Annotated in this window: 19 protein-coding genes; 16 read left to right on the top strand and 3 right to left on the bottom strand. The window is 50.5% G+C overall.

Annotated elements, in window-relative coordinates; all coding sequences use genetic code 11:
• Positions 1-5: 5 nt before the first annotated feature.
• The 8 genes from preA (at position 6) to V7723_RS15245 (ending at position 8135) form a co-directional block, all read left to right on the top strand.
• Positions 6-1280, top strand: coding sequence for an NAD-dependent dihydropyrimidine dehydrogenase subunit PreA (preA, locus tag V7723_RS15280; protein ID WP_335685353.1), 1275 nt, complete (start codon positions 6-8; stop codon positions 1278-1280).
• 14 nt (positions 1281-1294) lie between these two features.
• A complete protein-coding gene (locus V7723_RS15275) occupies positions 1295-2530 on the top strand; it encodes a Zn-dependent hydrolase (protein ID WP_335685352.1) in 1236 nt (411 codons plus the stop codon).
• Position 2531: 1 nt separating this feature from the next.
• Positions 2532-3317, top strand: a complete 786-nt coding sequence (locus tag V7723_RS15270) for an ABC transporter ATP-binding protein (protein WP_443024237.1) — start codon at positions 2532-2534, stop codon at positions 3315-3317.
• Positions 3310-4224 carry an ABC transporter permease gene (locus V7723_RS15265; protein WP_335685350.1) on the top strand — a complete coding sequence of 305 codons (915 nt, stop codon included), beginning with the start codon at positions 3310-3312 and terminating at the stop codon, positions 4222-4224. Before V7723_RS15270 ends, V7723_RS15265 begins: the two co-directional genes overlap by 8 nt.
• Positions 4224-5351: an ABC transporter permease gene (locus V7723_RS15260; protein WP_335685349.1), complete on the top strand. Its 1128-nt coding sequence runs from the start codon at positions 4224-4226 to the stop codon at positions 5349-5351. Before V7723_RS15265 ends, V7723_RS15260 begins: the two co-directional genes overlap by 1 nt.
• Before the next feature lie 59 nt (positions 5352-5410).
• On the top strand, positions 5411-6403 hold the full coding sequence (locus V7723_RS15255) for an ABC transporter substrate-binding protein (protein WP_335685348.1): 993 nt from the start codon (positions 5411-5413) through the stop codon (positions 6401-6403).
• Between the two features lie 91 nt (positions 6404-6494).
• Complete coding sequence (locus V7723_RS15250) at positions 6495-7163, top strand: ureidoglycolate lyase (protein ID WP_335685347.1); 669 nt, start codon at positions 6495-6497, stop codon at positions 7161-7163.
• Positions 7164-7187: 24 nt separating this feature from the next.
• The gene (locus V7723_RS15245) at positions 7188-8135 is read left to right on the top strand and encodes a DMT family transporter (protein ID WP_335685346.1); all 948 of its coding nucleotides are present in this window, start codon (positions 7188-7190) and stop codon (positions 8133-8135) included.
• 53 nt (positions 8136-8188) lie between these two features.
• On the opposite strand, the gene hydA is transcribed toward V7723_RS15245, so the two are convergent.
• Entirely contained in the window at positions 8189-9646 is a 1458-nt protein-coding gene (gene hydA, locus V7723_RS15240; protein WP_335685345.1) for a dihydropyrimidinase, read from the bottom strand.
• A gap of 150 nt (positions 9647-9796) precedes the next feature.
• Here hydA and V7723_RS15235 point away from each other — a divergent pair, with 150 nt between their 5' ends.
• Positions 9797-10669, top strand: a complete 873-nt coding sequence (locus tag V7723_RS15235; protein ID WP_335685344.1) for a nitrilase-related carbon-nitrogen hydrolase — start codon at positions 9797-9799, stop codon at positions 10667-10669.
• Between the two features lies 1 nt (position 10670).
• Here V7723_RS15235 and V7723_RS15230 read toward each other — a convergent pair whose 3' ends face one another.
• Complete coding sequence (locus tag V7723_RS15230; protein ID WP_335685343.1) at positions 10671-11555, bottom strand: DMT family transporter; 885 nt, start codon at positions 11553-11555, stop codon at positions 10671-10673.
• Positions 11556-11708: 153 nt separating this feature from the next.
• On the opposite strand from V7723_RS15230, the gene V7723_RS15225 reads away from it, so the two are divergent.
• From V7723_RS15225 to V7723_RS15210, 4 genes are read left to right on the top strand one after another with little or no spacing between them, the layout of a single operon-like run.
• Positions 11709-12509, top strand: a complete 801-nt coding sequence (locus tag V7723_RS15225) for a crotonase/enoyl-CoA hydratase family protein (protein ID WP_335685342.1) — start codon at positions 11709-11711, stop codon at positions 12507-12509.
• Positions 12487-12780 (top strand): hypothetical protein, encoded by a 294-nt coding sequence (locus V7723_RS15220; protein WP_335685341.1) that lies wholly within the window; start codon positions 12487-12489, stop codon positions 12778-12780. The genes V7723_RS15225 and V7723_RS15220 overlap by 23 nt, the downstream gene beginning before the upstream one ends.
• A complete protein-coding gene (locus V7723_RS15215; RefSeq protein WP_335685340.1) occupies positions 12777-13367 on the top strand; it encodes a uracil-DNA glycosylase family protein in 591 nt (196 codons plus the stop codon). Before V7723_RS15220 ends, V7723_RS15215 begins: the two co-directional genes overlap by 4 nt.
• A gap of 4 nt (positions 13368-13371) precedes the next feature.
• Positions 13372-14373: an alpha/beta hydrolase gene (locus V7723_RS15210; RefSeq protein WP_335685339.1), complete on the top strand. Its 1002-nt coding sequence runs from the start codon at positions 13372-13374 to the stop codon at positions 14371-14373.
• Between the two features lie 27 nt (positions 14374-14400).
• Here the strand turns inward: V7723_RS15210 and V7723_RS15205 are convergent, their stop codons facing one another.
• On the bottom strand, positions 14401-14991 hold the full coding sequence (locus V7723_RS15205) for a TetR family transcriptional regulator C-terminal domain-containing protein (RefSeq protein ID WP_335685338.1): 591 nt from the start codon (positions 14989-14991) through the stop codon (positions 14401-14403).
• 166 nt (positions 14992-15157) lie between these two features.
• On the opposite strand from V7723_RS15205, the gene V7723_RS15200 reads away from it, so the two are divergent.
• From V7723_RS15200 to V7723_RS15190, 3 genes are all read left to right on the top strand, one after another.
• Positions 15158-16513: an MATE family efflux transporter gene (locus V7723_RS15200; RefSeq protein ID WP_335685337.1), complete on the top strand. Its 1356-nt coding sequence runs from the start codon at positions 15158-15160 to the stop codon at positions 16511-16513.
• Positions 16514-16687: 174 nt separating this feature from the next.
• Positions 16688-17110: a DUF2846 domain-containing protein gene (locus V7723_RS15195; protein ID WP_335685336.1), complete on the top strand. Its 423-nt coding sequence runs from the start codon at positions 16688-16690 to the stop codon at positions 17108-17110.
• Between the two features lie 22 nt (positions 17111-17132).
• Positions 17133-17511, top strand: a 379-nt coding sequence (locus V7723_RS15190) for a DUF2846 domain-containing protein (RefSeq protein ID WP_335685335.1), incomplete at its 3' end; no start/stop codon positions are given.

Raw genomic sequence — 17511 nt, 5'->3', positions numbered from 1 at the left:
CTATAATGGCTGATTTAACATATAATTTTGCTGGTATTAAAACCCCAAACCCCTTCTGGCTGGCGAGTGCGCCGCCGACGGATAAGGAATATAACGTCGTGCGGGCGTTCGAAGCAGGCTGGGGTGGCGTGGTTTGGAAAACCCTCGGTGAAGATCCGCCGATTGTGAATGTGTCGTCGCGTTATGGCGCTGTTAATTTCAATGGTCAACAGATGATGGGGTTCAACAATATCGAACTTATCACGGATCGGCCGCTGGACGTTAATCTGGAAGAGATTACTCGGGTAAAGAAAAACTGGCCAGATCGGGCGGTTGTTGTCTCATTGATGGTGCCCTGTGAGGAAGAGCCCTGGAAGAGAATTTTGAAAAAAGTTGATGCCACGGGCGCTGATGGCATTGAACTTAATTTCGGCTGTCCCCACGGAATGTCCGAACGCGGCATGGGCGCCGCTGTTGGTCAAGTGCCCGAATATATCGAAATGGTGACACGCTGGTGTAAGAAATACTCTCAACTTCCTGTAATTGTTAAATTAACACCCAATATAACTGATGTTCGACACGCAGCGCGCGCTGCCGTCAGAGGCGGTGCAGACGCCGTATCCCTGATCAATACCATCAACTCCATCACCAATATTGACCTGGATCAGATGGCGCCGATGCCGACGGTAGATGGGAAAGGAGCCCATGGGGGCTATTGCGGTCCAGCCGTAAAGCCCATCGCCCTTAATATGGTGGCGGAAATCGCCCGGGACCCGGAGTGCCAAAATATCCCGATTTCCGGGATTGGCGGCGTATCCGATTGGCGCGATGCGGCGGAATTCATGGCGCTCAGCTGCGGAACCGTCCAAGTTTGTACCGCGGCCATGCATTACGGCTTTAAAATCGTCGATGACATGACGACCGGCCTGAGCAACTGGATGGATAGTAAAGGTTATAAGTCCATTGATGATTTCCGGGCGATGGCGGTGCCAAATGTGACCGACTGGAACCAACTCAATATGAACTATGATATCAAGGCACGGATTAATCAGGATCTCTGTATTAAATGCGGCTTATGCCATATTTCCTGCGAAGATACCTCGCATCAGGCCATAACGGCTACCCGCGTCGATGGCGAACGTCATTACGAAGTAGTGGACAATGAATGTGTTGGATGTAATCTGTGCATGCTGGCCTGCCCCGTAGATAATTGCATTACCATGGAAGAAGTCGACAATGGCAAGCCCTACATGAACTGGAATCAAAACCCCCTTAATCCTTTGGCCACAGCCGCGGAATAGAGACGGAAAAAAACATGCAAAATATGAATGTGAAAGGCGATCGCCTTTGGGAAAGCCTGATGGAAATGGCGAAAATTGGTGCAACAGAAAAAGGCGGTTGTTGTCGCCTCGCACTGACTGATCTGGATCGCGAAGGCCGGGATTTGTTTTCCCAGTGGTGTAAAGACGCGGGTTGTACCGTCAAAGTTGATAAAATGGGAAATATTTTTGCCCGTCGCGCCGGCACAAACGATGATCTTGCGCCGGTGATGACCGGTTCACATCTGGATACCCAGCCGACGGGTGGTAAATATGATGGCGTGTTCGGCGTTCTTGCCGGCCTCGAAGTTTTGAGGACATTAAATGACTTTGATGTGAAAACGGAACACCCGGTTGAAGTCGCCGTCTGGACCAACGAGGAAGGCTCTCGATTTGCCCCTGCCATGGTTGCTTCCGGTGTTTTCGCCGGTGTATTTGATCTTGAATACGGTCTCAGCCGTGCGGATCTTGATGGCAAAACAATGGGCGAAGAGCTCGATCGCATTGGTTATGCCGGGACGGAAGAAGTTGGCGGCCGTGAGATCAAGGCGTTTTTTGAAGCGCATATTGAGCAGGGACCCATTCTCGAACATGAAGAAAAAACCATTGGTGTGGTTATGGGAGCTCAGGGCCAGCGTTGGTATGAAGTTACCGTAACAGGGCAGGAGGCTCACGCCGGGCCAACCCCAATGGTCCGCCGCAAAGACGCGCTTGTTGCCGCTTCTAAAATGGTGACAGAGGTGAACAGGATCGGCTTGGATAATCAACCTTTCGCCTGTTCAACAGTGGGACTGTTGCAGTCCAGTCCTAATTCTCGCAACACTATTCCGGGTTCTGTGTTTTTTACGGTCGATTTCCGTCATCCGAAAGATGAAATTTTGAGCAAGATGGATGCCGAACTTCGAGCCTTTTGCACGAAAACGGCAGAAGAAGGTGGATTTGAAATGGAATTTGAAGAAATCTGGTATTCACCGCCAGTCGAATTCGATGAAGCCTGTGTCAACGCGGTTCGCAATGGCGCAGATGCGGCGGGCTATGGCAATATGGACATTATATCGGGAGCCGGGCACGACGCTTGTTATATCAGCCGTGTGGCCCCAACTGGAATGATATTTGTTCCGTGCGAAAACGGTATCAGCCATAATGAAGAAGAAGAGGCAACACCGGAAGATCTTGCGGCTGGCTGCAATGTTCTTCTGCATGCCATTGTTGAGCGCGCCAACATTGCCTGACATGTCTTCAAATGCAGTTGTTGAGATTGAAAAGCTCAATTTGATTTTTCCGGCGCCAGATGCGCCGGTTCATGCGTTGTCGGATATTGACCTGAAACTGGACGCGGGCGATTTTGTGTCTTTCATTGGTCCGTCCGGCTGCGGTAAGACAACGCTCATGCGGGTTATCGCTGATCTGGAAACACCAACCGATGGCCATATCTCGGTGAATGGTATGTCGCCGGAAGAAGCCCGGAAAAACCGGGCTTATGGGTATGTCTTTCAAGCGCCGGCCTTGTATCCTTGGCGGACGGTTCAAAAAAATGTCATGTTGCCTCTGGAAATCATGGGGCTATCACGCGACGAACAAAAACAACGGGCGGCTAAAAATCTAGCCCTTGTCAGTCTGGAAGGGTTCGAGAAGAAATTCCCATGGCAACTTTCAGGAGGGATGCAGCAACGCGTATCCATTGCCCGGGCGCTTGCAGTGGAACCTGATCTTCTGCTCATGGACGAGCCTTTCGGAGCCCTCGATGAAATTACGCGGGATCATCTGAACGAACAGCTTTTAAAGCTCTGGAATCAAACAAAAAAGACAGTTGTTTTTGTTACCCATTCGATTCCTGAAGCTGTGTTTTTGTCGTCGAAAATAGTTGTGATGTCGCCGAGACCGGGTAAAATTATTGATATCATCGATAGTACGTTACCGCGGGAGCGGACGCTGGGTATTCGGGAGACACCGGAATTTTTGGAAATCTCCCATCGGGTACGCGAAGGATTGCGTTCGGGACATTCCTACGATGACTGATCACACAACAGGAATGAATTCTGGTCTTTGGCACCGTTTATATAACGGTCAAGTTCTTCCTGTGGTAACGGTCATCCTTACGATCCTCGTATTCTGGTATGCGGGTGCCGTCTATATGAATTCCGATCGGTTGATTGATGGATATGATCGCGCCAAAACCGACTGGACTTTTTCACAACTGGTCGAAGATGCCTGGTCCATGGAACGGCCCATTTTGCCAGCTCCGCAACAAATCGTTGTGGAATTGGATAAGACCGTTTTACAAAAGAATATTACCTCGAAACGCAGCCTTGTTTTTCATGCTTGGGTAACACTTTCATCAACTTTATTAGGTTTTGCCTTTGGCACGATCCTGGGGGTTGTGCTTGCCGTCGGAATTGTCCATGTCCAAACCCTGGATCGAAGTTTGATGCCTTGGGTCATCGCGTCGCAAACCATTCCTATTCTGGCGATTGCGCCCATGATAATTGTGGTGCTAGGTCATTTGGGCCTGACTGGATTGGTCCCCAAAGCCATCATTTCCATGTATCTGTGTTTTTTCCCAATCACTATCGGAATGGTCAAGGGGCTACGCTCTCCTGATGTCTTGCAGCTGGATTTGATGAAAACCTACAGTGCCTCAGGCTCGGATGTATTTTGGAAATTACGCATACCTGCGTCCATACCTTATCTGTTTACCAGCCTCAAAGTTGCGGTGGCGATTAGTCTTGTCGGTGCCATTGTGGCGGAATTGCCAACCGGGGCCGTTCAAGGATTGGGCGCCCGACTGCTGGCCGGTTCCTACTATGGGCAAACGATTCAGATTTGGTCGGCACTTGTGGTCGCGTCTGTGCTTGGAATGGTTCTTGTCTGGTCGGTTGGTTTTGCTGAAAAACTGACGTTACGAAAGATGGGAGGTCAGAAATAATGATCGCTCGATACGATCCTATCCTCGTCCTCTTTTTGGTTTTTGCTGTTGCTTCCTTTTGGTTTCCTGTGGGGCATAATGACAGCGACTATATTGATTGGTGGTTTGACTTGCGGGCCTTGGGACTGGTCTTGGCTTCTATGGTGATTGCAGGCCTGCAGATCTTTACCCGCAAATCAGGCTTGTTTTCAGCCCTCATGGTGACCGGCGGCGTGATTTTAGGAGCGATAGCCCCGCTTATGGCCGTTGCGACGTTACGAACCGGTGGATTTGAAGCAATTGGTCTTTGGATCTATGTCGCAGGACTTGGGTTTCTTGCCTGGCGCGCCATGGCGCTTTTGTCGAAAGTGGCGGATAACAACAAGCTGATTTCTCTCGTCGTGCCGGCTTTATTTGGCGTCTGGCTGCTATATCTTTGGCAAGTGATCACAACGGGTTTTGGCGTGCCGTCGGTATTGTTGCCGTCGCCCGGGCAAATCGGTTTGGCTATCGCGGCCAATGGCCATACACTTTATGCGGATTTCTACCAGACCGTGGTCAAGTCGGTGTTTTCGGGCTTTGTCTTCGGCTGCAGCTCAGGGTTTCTTGTGGCTATTTTGGTTGATCGTATTCCGTTTATGCAACGCGGCTTGTTGCCCCTTGGATCTTTGGTTAGTGCCGTGCCGATCGTGGGTATTGCACCGATTATGGTGATGTGGTTTGGTTTCGACTGGGAATCGAAAGCGGCGGTTATTGTCGTCATGACTTTTTTCCCGATGCTGATCAATACCCTTGCCGGATTACAAGAGACCGGAAAGATTGAGCGAGACCTGATGCGATCCTATGCAGCGGGGTACTGGCAGACGCTTTTCTTCGTGCGCTTGCCAAACGCGCTTCCCTTTATTTTTAATGCGCTTAAAATAAACTCAACATTGGCCATGATTGGCGCAATTGTTGCCGAGTTTTTTGGCACACCAATTGTCGGCATGGGGTTCCGAATTTCAACGGAAGTTGGTCGGATGAATGTCGATATCGTCTGGGCGACCATCACCGTCGCTGCCGTCGTGGGTTCCGTTTTTTATGGCCTGTTGGCCTTGTTTGAGAAAAGACTGACTTTTTGGCACGCCTCATACCGGCGGACCAGGTAGTCTGGGAGTAGATAAGAAGAAAAGAAGTTTTTAGAACGTTAAACAGGAGAGGAAGAGAAATGAAGAAACTAACCTTACTCGCCACTGCCGCCATCTTTGGTGCCATGGCCATGTCCGCGCAAGCGGCCGATAAACTAACCCTGCAATTGAAATGGGTAACGCAAGCCCAGTTCGCTGGATATTATGTGGCGAAAGACAAAGGCTTTTATAAAGATGCCGATTTGGATATCACCATCAAACCAGGTGGGCCCGATGTGGCGCCGTCTCAGGTCATCGCCGGTGGCGGTGCTGATGTAGTGGTCGATTGGATGCCAGCTGCTTTGGCAACCCGTGAAAAAGGCGTTCCATTGGTCAATATTTCGCAAGTATTTGCCAAATCAGGCATGATGCTGACTTGCCGCAAAGATATGGGCGTGGAAACAGCCAATGACTTTAAAGGCAAGACTTTAGGTGTCTGGTTCTTTGGTAATGAATATCCGTTTCTGTCCTGGATGGACACATTGGGATTTTCAACTTCCGGCTCAAACCCGGATATCAAGGTTCTGAAACAGGGCTTTAACGTTGATCCGATCCTGCAAAAGCAAGCAGCTTGTGTTTCAACAATGACCTACAATGAATACTGGCAAGTGCTGGATGCGGGTCTGACAACAGAAGAACTAACTGTGTTCAAATATGAAGAGCAAGGCGTCGCGACGCTGGAAGATGGTCTTTATGTGATGGAAGACAGCCTGAAAGACGATGCCATGGTCGATAAATTGGCACGTTTCGTCGGAGCCTCGCTGAAAGGCTGGGAATATGCAGTTGCCAATCCGGATGAAGCCGCAGACATCGTTCTTGAAAATGATGCCACCGGCGCGCAGACAGAGAAGCATCAGCGTCGCATGATGCGTGAAATTGCCAAGCTTGTCGGAACCGATAAAGTTGGACGTCTGGACGAGGCTGCTTACCAGCGGACAGTGGACATTCTGATGTCCGGCAAATCCGATGTGGTGATCGCCAAAAAACCAGAAGGTGCTTACACCCAGATGATTTGGGAACGCGCACAAAACTAAACGCACACGAGTTGCGGAAAAAGGGAAGGGAAACCTTCCCTTTTTTTGTGTCCTATGTCTTAATCTTTCAAAAGCAATGAAAGGACAGCTCATGGACACCTCGGCAACCGTTAAATCACCAAATTTTCTAAATCCAGAAATCCCTGCCAATCTTCCGGTACTGGACGTGCCGGTGGTTATCGCCACAGATGAGAGCCTGAAAGGCTATGGCTGTCTCGTCTCTGATTATGAAAATTTCGAAATTGAAATTGTCACCTGGCCACTAACAGGACGCCGCAGGGTGGACGAGGGGACCGGCAATCAGGGCGGCACAGCAGAAGGTATTTTTGAATTCTGGTGGGAAGGCGATGTTCTTTGGGGCCGCAACAATGCCATTCATGACACCTATGTCCTCGGTTGGTGCTGTGATCCCAGTGAGGCCGACTCTCAGAATACGGAAAGCCAACGCGACCAAGTTTTGCTCTGGCATGCCAATTATCATCCCGATGGCGGTCAGCTTTTCTATTCCCTGGACGGCACCCCGTTTATGGTGCCACTGGCCCTGCCGGGCGATAATGTGAATCCTGAAGATTTCGTCAGCTTTTATTGTGACGGCACGCAAGGCCTCTATATCCATCCCAACATTTGGCATGAGGGGGTGTTTCCGATCGGTGACAAAGGCGAATTTTTCGACAAACAAGGCAAGATCCACGGCCGGGTATCTGCGAACTTCGCGGAAGAATTTGGCACCTTGCTACGCGTTCCCCTTAAAACACCTTAGGTCAGCACGAAGGATCGAACCGGGATGACACGGCCGGGAATGCCGCCCGATAAAACGGCGCAAGGCATTGTCATCATCCTGGCGTCTGTCAGCATGATGGCTCTTACCGATGCCATCGTGAAACATGTCAGTACAGATTTTACTGTCTGGCAGGTGTTTTTCGCCCGTTCCTTGTTTGCTATTCCAATTCTGCTAGTGATTTGTTGGATTTCCGGGGTCAGTCTCACCCTGAAAAACCCGAAATGGACCGTCATTCGTAGTCTCCTTCTCGTCTCGTCATGGATCGCTATTTATGCGTCACTGCCGGTCTTGAGCCTGTCGGTGGTTGCGGTCGCCATGTATACAAATCCGATTATAACCGCGCTTTTATCGGCGCTCCTCATTGGTGAGCCGGTATCCAGACGGCAATGGGCAGGCGTGCTGCTTGGATTTCTAGGTGTCATCGTCATATTGAAACCCGGCACAGATGCCTTTTCCTGGTTTGCGTTGCTGCCGATTCTGGGAGCGGCTTTGTATTCTTATGCCATGATCCTGACCCGAACCAAATGTCAGAACGAAGCACCGCTCAACCTTGCCCTTGCGCTGCACGTGACGTTTCTTGCCACCGGATTGTTGGCCAGCTTAGTTCTGCTGCTTATTGAATTGGAAATGACTACAAAAGAGACCTTTCCGTTTTTAGTTGGTGACTGGTTTCCCTTGCAAATGGAAGATTGGGCGTTGATGGCCTTTCTAGGCCTGCTCTCTGCCATATATTTTATTGGTGTCGCCCGCGCCTATCAAATCGTGCCCCCGTCCATCATTGGCACCTTTGATTACGCCTATCTGATTTCTGCCGCTATCTGGGGATATGTGTTCTTCTCGGAAAGCCTCAATCTATCAACAATCGGCGGCATGGTTTTGATCACCGTCGCCGGTGTGCTGGTTGCGATTACCAAGAGGCCTAATCAGCATCAGGTGCGGGATGCAATGTAGAAAAAAGCCCTGACATTCTCATGCCAGGGCTGTTCTAGGACTATATACAGAAGTTATTCTGCGGCTTGGGCTGGACGATCGACTTTTCTCGGTGCAGTTTCGGCCCGTCTTTTTTCAAGTGCGTCAAAATGTGTATTGAACGTTGGACGCTTGATATAGCGGCCGGCGCCCTTGACCACATTCAATTGACCATCCTTAAACACGACCTTTCCCTGACTAATCGTATGGCTGGGGTTTCCGCGGGTTTCCATATTCTCAAAAATGTTGAAATCCACATTCTGGAAATGGGTCTTGGCGGATATGGTTCGGGTTTTTTCCGGGTCCCAAACAACGATATCGGCGTCTGCCCCGATGGAGATTGATCCTTTGCGCGGATGAATATTGAAAATCTGCGCGGCATTGGTTGAGGTGATCTTTACGAACTCATTCATCGTCAGTTTGCCCGTATTGACCCCATTTTGCCAGAGAACGGACATGCGATCCTCGACCCCGGAGGTGCCGTTGGGAATGAGCGTAAAGTCATCCCGACCGGCTGCTTTTTGCGGGGCGCAGAAGCAGCAATGATCTGTTGCGGTTGTCTGCAGGTCTCCCGATTGCAATCCACGCCATAACGCCCGTTGATGATCTTTGGGTCGGAACGGCGGGCTCATGACATGGGCGGCGGCAAATTCAAAATCTTCGTTGTAATAGACACTATCGTCGATCATCAGATGACCGGCGAGGCATTCGCCAAAAACCCGTTGGCCTTCGCGGCGGGCGCGGGTGATGGCCTCCAGTGATTCCTTACACGACACATGCACCACGTAAATCGGAGTTTGCAGAACTTGCGCCATCCGAATGGCACGGTTTGCGGCTTCACCCTCGACTTCTGGCGGACGCGATTGCGGATGCCCTTCGGGACCCGTAATGCCTTTTTTCAGCATTTCCTGCTGCAGATGATAAACCATCTCGCCATTTTCTGCATGAACGGTGGCCATGGCCCCCAATTCCCGGCAGCGCGAGAAGCTGGCAATCATCATTTCATCGGACACCATAATGGCATTCTTGTAGGCCATGAAATGCTTGAAGGAATTGATGCCCTCTTGTTCGGCCAAAATGCCCATGTCGCGGTGAACTGTGTCATCCCACCAGGTGATGGCCACATGAAAGCTGTAATCTGCAACGGATTTCTCTGCCCAACCGCGCCATGTTTGATAGGCGTCCATTAACGGCTCTTCCGGAGACGGAATGACAAAGTCGATTATTTGCGTTGTGCCCCCAGCCAGGGCCGCGGCTGTGCCGGTCTCAAAATCTTCAGACGCGACGGTTCCCATGAAGGGCAGCTGCATATGAGTATGCGGGTCAATCCCGCCCGGCATCACGTATTGGCCGCCAGCATCGACGATTTCGGCGCTAGAAGGGGCCTCAAGATCCTTGCCAATGGCTTTGATGATGCCGTCTTCACAATAGACATCTGCCCGGTAGGTCATTTCTGAGGTAACGACAGTTCCGCCTCGTATCAGAGTTGACATGTCTTTCTCCTTGTTATGTTCGCAAATATGGGTCTCGCGCCCGTTATTTAGGCTCATTTTAGCTTTGCCTTTTGAAAAAGGATAGTTAAAATCCTGACCATATGGTCAAAAACTGACGGATTTCGACTTTTTTGAATGGGGAGTAGATCAATGGCAATGTTGCGGGCTGGACTTATACAGATGGGCCTCAAGGGCAATACGGATATGCATCCGGACGAAATCCGCGATTTAATGGTCGCCGCCCATATTCCCTATATTGAAGAAGCGGGTAAAAAGGGAGTGCAGGTCCTGTGTTTTCAGGAGGTGTTCGACCAGCCGTATTTTTGCCCGTCCCAAGACAGTAAATGGTACGCCGCAACCGAGAGCATTCCCGACGGGCCGACCGTTAAGCTGATGCAGGAATATGCCAAAAAATACAGCATGGTGATCGTCGTGCCGATGTATGAGCTGGAAAAGACGGGAATTTATTATAATACCTGCGCGGTTATTGACGCGGACGGCAGTTACCTGGGCAAATATCGTAAAACTCATATCCCGCAAGTCGCCGGATTCTGGGAAAAATTCTTTTTTCGCCCCGGAAACTCGGGCTGGCCGGTGTTTGACACGGCTTATTGCAAATTGGGTGTTTATATCTGCTATGACCGGCATTTCCCCGAAGGGTGGCGGGCTTTGGCCTTGAATGGCGCGGAATATATCGTCAATCCGTCAGCGACCGTTAAAGGGGTCAGCCAGTATTTATGGGAATTGGAACAACCGGCCTCTGCTGTGGCAAATGGCTGTTATATTGGGGCGGTCAATCGGGTTGGGTCGGAGGCACCTTGGAATATCGGGGAGTTTTACGGCTCCTCCTATGTGGTCAATCCCCGCGGCGAGATCATCGCTCAGGCGTCTGAGGACAAAGACGAGTTGGTGGTGACGGACATGGATATGGATTTGGTCAAGGAAATCCGCGATAACTGGCAGTTCTTCCGGGATCGCCGGCCCGAAATGTACGGCGATCTGGCCGACGTCGGAAAAAGTTAGGCTAAGACTTGCTCAACTGGCGTTCCCGATACAGGATATAAAGGCCACTACAGACAATAACCAGCGTGCCGAAAATGGTCAGTCCATCGGGGAAGTCGCCAAAAACCATGTAGCCAAAAATGGCCATCCAGATCAACTGTGTGTACTGGAACGGTGCGGCCGTAGACGCCGCCGTGAAATCAAAAGCCTTGATCATGATGAAATGGCTGACGCCGCCGATAAGGCCGATGACCACCAGAACTAACCAGCCTTGTAAATCCGGAGTCACCCAGAAAAACGGCATGGCGGCGCTCATTAAAACCGTTCCGACAAGCGAGGTGTAGAAAAGCGTGGTTGCCGGTCTATCAATACCTGACAGGAATCGTGTTGCGATCTGGTAAAGCGAGTAGCAGATTGACGTGCAGACAACTAAAAACAGCGCCGGATGAACCTCCGTCATACCCGGCCTGAGAATAATCATTGCCCCTAAAAAACCGACACCGACGGCGCCCCAGCGGCGATAACTGATTTTTTCCTTCAAGATAAGAACCGAAAACAGGATAACAAAAAGCGGGGCTGTCGAGCCAACGGCACCAGCATCGGCCAAGGGCACATATTTGATTGCCGTAAAAAAGCTGATCGTCGCACACAGCAATAACATCGATCGGACAATCTGCAGCTTAAGACGATTGGTCTGGATTATTTTCAGTCCTTGCGACGGCACCATGAACAGGGTCATCAAAACCGTGTGAAAGAAGTTGCGCGCCCAGACAACTTGCATGGGCGGATAGGTTTCCGTCGCATATTTGACAATCGTATCCATCACGACGAAGAGAAAGATCGCCGTGCAAAACAGAAAAATACCTTTATAGGACGTCGGGGCGGCAGCTGAGGTGGGCGCAGGCATTGTGCCTCCAGTGTTCTTATTATTGGGAGCTGTTGCGCCCGTTTTATAAAACGATCTTCCTATTCCGGTTGATTGTCAAGTTTCCTGCCAGTTCGCCGTACTGTACGAAATTGAGGCTTTCTATTTTTCTGGCAATTGAGTAGCCTTGCGGCCATGACTGATGCACTTTTATACGAACAAGATGAGGGCGTTGTAACCCTCACGATCAATCGGCCTGAGGAGCGCAATGCCCTTTCCGATGATGTCATTTTCGAGGCATTTATTGATGCAGCGAAGCGGATCAACACCGATAATTCAGTACGCTGCGTTATTCTAACTGGCGCCGGGAAAGCTTTTTCTGCGGGCGGCAATGTCAAGCATATGCGCGACAAGGAAGGGATGTTTGCGGGTTCCCCGGCTGAATTACGGGAATCCTACCGTCAGGGTATCCAGAAAATTCCGCTGGCCTTTTATAATCTGGAAGTGCCGACCATTGCCGCCGTCAATGGCGCGGCCGTTGGTGCGGGATTTGATCTTACCTGTATGTGTGATATCCGCATTGCGGCGGAATCAGCACGGTTTGCCGAAAGCTTCGTCAAACTGGGGATTATTCCGGGTGATGGCGGCGCCTGGTTCCTGCCGCGGGTGATCGGCCGCAGCCGGGCCGCGGAAATGACCTTTACCGGGGAAATGATCGATAGCGCAACCGCCCTTGACTGGGGACTGGTTTCCCGGGTGGTGCCAAATGAAAAATTGATGGATACCGCCCGCGATCTGGCGAAGCGTATTGCCGTCAATCCACCGCATTCGCTGCGCATGGCCAAAAAGCTGTTGCGCGAAGGTGAACATATGCGCCTCGACAGCCTATTGGAAATGTCGGCCGCGTATCAAGCCCTTGCCCATCATGCAAAAGACCATGGCGAAGCCATTGATGCCTTTTTTGAGAAACGGGATGGAAACTTCAAAGGTGAATGACCTGCAAGTGATGTTGACAGGCGCACCGACATTCAGTTGGTTGGCGGGGCAGTCCTATGAAATCGGTCTGGATGAGCCAGTAGAAAAACTACTGGCTCCAAATGGCCATTTTCTGAAGATCAATCATGAAACATGCCTGGTCTTCGGTGAAGCCCTCGCGGATGACATTCTTCAAGAATGGAACCGCGCACCACCCGACGGTGTCCTCTTGCATAAACTGGATGACGGGCAGCGGGGCAAATTGATGGACTGGCTCGGGTCCTTCGCGTGACCGGCGCTCTCGATCAAATTTTGAAAGACATCCGGGCCTGCCGGATTTGTGAAGCGTCGCTACCTTTAGGGCCGAGGCCGGTTCTAATCGCCGACGCCAAGGCACCCATCCTGATCGCCGGACAGGCCCCGGGAACGAAAGTCCATGCCTCCGGTATTCCATGGGATGATCCGTCAGGCGATCGTTTGCGGGAGTGGCTCGGCGTGGATAAGGACACTTTTTACAATCCTGAAAACTTTGCCATCATCCCGCAGGGGTTTTGCTATCCGGGACGACTTGAAAAAGGCGGGGATAGTCCGCCGCGACCCGAATGCGCGCAAACCTGGCATCCGAACCTGATACCGTTGCTGCCCAACGTGAGACTGACCCTGGCTGTTGGTCAATATGCCCATAAATATCATTTGGGCGCCCGCCGCAAGAAAACCCTGACCGCTACGGTTCAGGCTTATGAGCAATTTGCCCCGGACTTATTGCCGCTTCCCCATCCAAGTTGGCGGGTGACGGGCTGGATGAAGAAAAATCCGTGGTACGAAGCCAATATTGTTCCCTTCCTGCAAGCCGAAACCCGGCGCCTGTTAAAGCGATAGGGCCATGATGGATTTTTTCAACATAGGCAAACTGACCCGCCTTGTTCATCTGCTGCCCCTACTTGCCGGGCTCACCGCCGCCTGTACCCCGGTCGTCCAGCAAGCCGGGGAGGTGCGGGTCGAGCCGGAATTGACGGCGAAATCCCTGACCACGTTCGATGATAAGAACCTGCCTGTTAAAACCTGGATTGCGGCCGATCAGACCCGGGCGGTTATTATTGCCGTCCATGGCATTAATGATTACAGCAATGCCTTCGCCTTTGCCGGGAGTTGGTGGTCAATGCAAGGTATAACCACCATTGCCTATGATCAACGCGGGTTTGGCGCAACGCCGGATGCCGGTGTCTGGCCGGGGCAGGAGCTTTTGGTGAAGGATTTGGCCAGCCTTGTTAATCAGGCAAAGGAAAAATACCCCGCCGCACCCGTTTACTTGCTGGGCGAAAGTATGGGCGGGGCCGTGGTCATGACGGCGGTCAGTGATCCGGATTTTCCGGACGTTGCCGGCGCCATTCTATCGGCGCCCGCGGTCTGGGGCTGGCAATCGCTGAACATCTTCTACAAGACTGTTTTATGGACAGCCGCGCACACGTTTCCAGAGACAAAATTGACGGGCAGGGGGCTCGGTGTGCAAGCCTCTGACAATATTTCGGTTCTGCGAAATTTGGGCGCAGACCCGCTCTTCATCAAGGCAACCCGGATAGATGCCATTTATGGTCTCGTCGACCTAATGGATAGTGCCTATGAGGCCGCAGATGATTTACGGCCGCCAATCTTGCTGCTTTACGGGGCGAAAGACCAATTGGTGCCTAAATCTTCCGTCGAAGCGATGGCGGAACGCCTACCAGATGATGTGGATATTGTCTTGTATGAAAATGGTTGGCATATGCTTATGCGGGATTTGCAGGCACCCGTGGTTTGGCGCGATATCGCTGACTGGATATCTGATCGGAACATTCCATCTGGAAACAAAATCAATGGGCTACCGCTGTTTGTTGAAAAGGGTTAACGGCTTTAGAAAACAGCGTCATTAAGCCTAAATCTGTATGCTGAGGCTTTCCTGTAACTCATGCTGAATTATCTGACTGACCTGATCGCCGGTGACGGCGATATGATCTGACGCCAGGAAGTCGGATAAACTAGCTGAAACGGCCACGAGCTTCCAGGCCACGAGATCCGGATCAATACCGGACTTCAAATCACCAGAGGTAACACCTTTTCGAATATACCCGGATAACTGGGCGTGAAAATCATTGACGGCTTTACCATAAACCGCATCAAATTCCGGGGAACGCGTTGCCTCATCCGCGGCACTTATCCAGATGCGAGAGATACTGGTACTCTCTGGTATTTTGCGCCAATCGAGAATTTGCAGTAAGGCCGGGCCGATCGGGTTTTGAGTGAAAATCACGTCATTTGCGGCGAGATCTTGTCGGGCCGCAAATAACAATGCCGAACATTTCATGTCTGTCAGGGAGTCAAAATGATGATGGATGATCCCCGTCGCAGCACCCAGTTCAGCGGCCACACCGCGCGCTGTTATCCCGCCGAATCCCTTTTGGGCAACGACATCAAGAACAGCCTTAAAAATGGTTTCACGACGTTCTTCTTTTGCTAAATAAGCCAAAGATTTCCTTCCTGGATCATAAAATATTTCTCGACTGCTGTTGACATATATTGAAATTGGCCATATGTCCAACTTGAACGGATGTTCAGTTTCAGTAGAACTCCAATACTGACCCGAAAAACGCCGTTCGCCAACACGTAAAATTTAACATAGAGAGAATGAGGCCATGTCAGTCGTAAATGCTGAGCAGAAAATGATTACGGGCGCCCCGATAAACGAGTTTTTTCGGTTCGTTTTCCCGTCGGTTTTCGGCATGTTGGCCATCTCCTCTGCGGTTATTGTCGATGGCATCTTTATTGGTAATTTCGTGGGATCAGATGCGCTTGCGTCCGTGAATCTCGTTATGCCGTTACTGGCGTTGATTTATGGTCTCATGATTATGATGACTGTCGGTGCCTCTGTGATTGCCGGAAAATATTTGGGGGAGAATAATGCGCCGGCTGCATCGGATGTTTTTTCAAAAACAGGCATCGTCGTTTTTTTGGTGTCCGTCGCAAGTGCCCTTGTGATGTTTGTTTTCCCCGAATTGATCGTGCGCGGGCTGGGCGCTATGGGGACAACGGTTCCTTTAAGCGCAGAATATCTCCGTGTCATAGCCTGGTTTTACCCGGTTTTGGGCATGGTTGTGCTGTTGAGCCAATTTGCGCGCGTTGACGGACGGCCAAGCTTTTCGCTGTACGGGATGATCGGCATTACAGTTTCCAATATTGCTCTCGATGCACTTTTGGTCGGATGGTTAGGTTGGGGCCTGTTTGGTGCTGCCCTTGCTACTGGGCTGGCCTATATTACGGGCGTGTTGATAATTCTTATGCATTTTTTAGGATCAAAAGCGGTCCTTGAATTTGTGCGTCCCCGGGGCTCGTGGTCAGTTATTCCTCGTGCTGCCATGAACGGCTTCTCAGAGTTTCTCAATGAAACCTCTGCCGGTATCGTGCTGTTTTTATTGAACTGGATATTGATGCTTCATGTTGGCGCGTCAGGTGTCGCCGCGTTCACCATTGTCAGTTATGTGTTTTTCATCGGCCTTTTGGTTTTCTATGGCGTCGCCGAAGGAATTGCCCCGTTGATCAGTGTGAATTTTGGTGCGCGCCAACCACGGCGTATCTACACCTTTCTGGTTCTAGGTGTTGGTTTCAATTTGATTGTTGGCGGTGTGATTGTTTTGACGATGCTCATTTGGTCCGGTGAATTGGTTGGCGTATTTCTGACCGCAGACGAGACCGAAATCCGCTTGCTTGCCGTCAGCATAATCGGGATTGTCTGGCCGATGTTTCTGTTCAATGGGGCGAATATCGCCGTATCCACATACTTTACCGGTATGCATTGTGCAAAACAATCAGCGATGATTGCGTTGGCCAGATCTCTGGTGCTGCCGGTTACCCTGATTTATCTGTTCTGGCAGCAATTCGGGTATATGGGCGCGTTTTATGCACTACCCATCGCCGAAGCCCTTGCTCTGTTACTGAGTATTATGCTGTTCCGCTCGCGCACGCCTTATACGATGGTCCGTTCCGCTGCTTAAGGGACGGACCGTTATCTTGAGCGGTTCAGTCGGGGCAGATGCCGCTTATTGCTTTTGTGCCACAATGCAGTTGATCTTTCCATAACCCGTTTCGCCTTTCAGTTGACGCGTTTTGTGTAAAATGCCATTTTTACGATCTACAGTAATATTATAATAACCTTATAAGGTGTTTTTATGCGTTTTGTGTCAGTTGTTTTAGCGTTCATTTTATTGGCCGGTTGTATGGCTTCCGGCACAAAATTCTCGGAGATAACTGATATCCCGGCCGTATCCCCAGACAAAAGTCGCGTTTATGTATATCGTGAATATGTCTACAAGGGTTCAGGTTTGGCAACACCGATTTTGGATAATGGCGTGAAAGTTGGAGAGTTGAATGTCGGTGGATACTTCACATATGAAACCGATTCCGGCTTCCACGAAATTCGCACGGATACTTATGTCGTTGACGAACCTGCGATATTAGAAATGCAATCCGGCGCAACTTATTATGTGAGTATTACGCAGGAAGGGTTATGGAGATTTGTCTTCATTTCAAGCCAAATGTCCCAACTGGACGCCCTTCCAGCCTTAGCTGAAATGCGCAATCAGGGTACTTAGATAGAATTATAAGGGTAATCTAATGCGTATATTTATACTGTTTGCGATATTGCTCTTAATTGCCGGTTGTACGACATCTGGCAAAAAATTCGAGGAGACGGCAGGTAATCTGGCTGTTTCACCGGATAAAAGCCGGGTGGTTGTTTATCGTTCACGACAGGACGCCTTGTCATCCACCACAATACTGGTTTTGGATAATGGGGTGGAGAAAGGCATATTGAATGTTGGTGAATTTGGTATTTATGATACCGATCCTGGCGAGCATGAAATTTATACAGATGAAACGGGGACAAAGGGTAGAAAAGCGCGTATTTCGATGAAGCCTGGTGAAACCTATTACGTAAAATTTACTGTTTATGACAGTTACCTTTTGCGCTTCATATCCGCCGTGTTTGTATCAG

The sequence above is a fragment of the Sneathiella sp. genome (assembly GCF_036960985.1).
Classification (GTDB): domain Bacteria; phylum Pseudomonadota; class Alphaproteobacteria; order Sneathiellales; family Sneathiellaceae; genus Sneathiella.
The sequence above is the reverse complement of the archived record's forward strand: the minus strand, read 5'-3'. Positions and strand labels throughout refer to the sequence as shown.

Excerpts from the sequence above, each read along its gene's own strand:
- V7723_RS15225 (WP_335685342.1), top strand. The coding sequence starts at position 11,709 with ATGACTGATGCACTTTTATACGAACAAGATGAGGGCGTTGTAACCCTC.
- V7723_RS15260 (WP_335685349.1), top strand. The coding sequence starts at position 4,224 with ATGATCGCTCGATACGATCCTATCCTCGTCCTCTTTTTGGTTTTTGCT.
- V7723_RS15275 (WP_335685352.1), top strand. The coding sequence starts at position 1,295 with ATGCAAAATATGAATGTGAAAGGCGATCGCCTTTGGGAAAGCCTGATG.
- preA (WP_335685353.1), top strand. The coding sequence starts at position 6 with ATGGCTGATTTAACATATAATTTTGCTGGTATTAAAACCCCAAACCCC.
- V7723_RS15250 (WP_335685347.1), top strand. The coding sequence starts at position 6,495 with ATGGACACCTCGGCAACCGTTAAATCACCAAATTTTCTAAATCCAGAA.
- V7723_RS15195 (WP_335685336.1), top strand. The coding sequence starts at position 16,688 with ATGCGTTTTGTGTCAGTTGTTTTAGCGTTCATTTTATTGGCCGGTTGT.
- V7723_RS15210 (WP_335685339.1), top strand. The coding sequence starts at position 13,372 with ATGATGGATTTTTTCAACATAGGCAAACTGACCCGCCTTGTTCATCTG.
- V7723_RS15200 (WP_335685337.1), top strand. The coding sequence starts at position 15,158 with ATGTCAGTCGTAAATGCTGAGCAGAAAATGATTACGGGCGCCCCGATA.
- V7723_RS15245 (WP_335685346.1), top strand. The coding sequence starts at position 7,188 with ATGACACGGCCGGGAATGCCGCCCGATAAAACGGCGCAAGGCATTGTC.
- V7723_RS15270 (WP_443024237.1), top strand. The coding sequence starts at position 2,532 with ATGTCTTCAAATGCAGTTGTTGAGATTGAAAAGCTCAATTTGATTTTT.
- V7723_RS15235 (WP_335685344.1), top strand. The coding sequence starts at position 9,797 with ATGGCAATGTTGCGGGCTGGACTTATACAGATGGGCCTCAAGGGCAAT.
- V7723_RS15255 (WP_335685348.1), top strand. The coding sequence starts at position 5,411 with ATGAAGAAACTAACCTTACTCGCCACTGCCGCCATCTTTGGTGCCATG.
- V7723_RS15220 (WP_335685341.1), top strand. The coding sequence starts at position 12,487 with ATGGAAACTTCAAAGGTGAATGACCTGCAAGTGATGTTGACAGGCGCA.
- hydA (WP_335685345.1), bottom strand. The coding sequence starts at position 9,646 with ATGTCAACTCTGATACGAGGCGGAACTGTCGTTACCTCAGAAATGACC.
- V7723_RS15230 (WP_335685343.1), bottom strand. The coding sequence starts at position 11,555 with ATGCCTGCGCCCACCTCAGCTGCCGCCCCGACGTCCTATAAAGGTATT.
- V7723_RS15265 (WP_335685350.1), top strand. The coding sequence starts at position 3,310 with ATGACTGATCACACAACAGGAATGAATTCTGGTCTTTGGCACCGTTTA.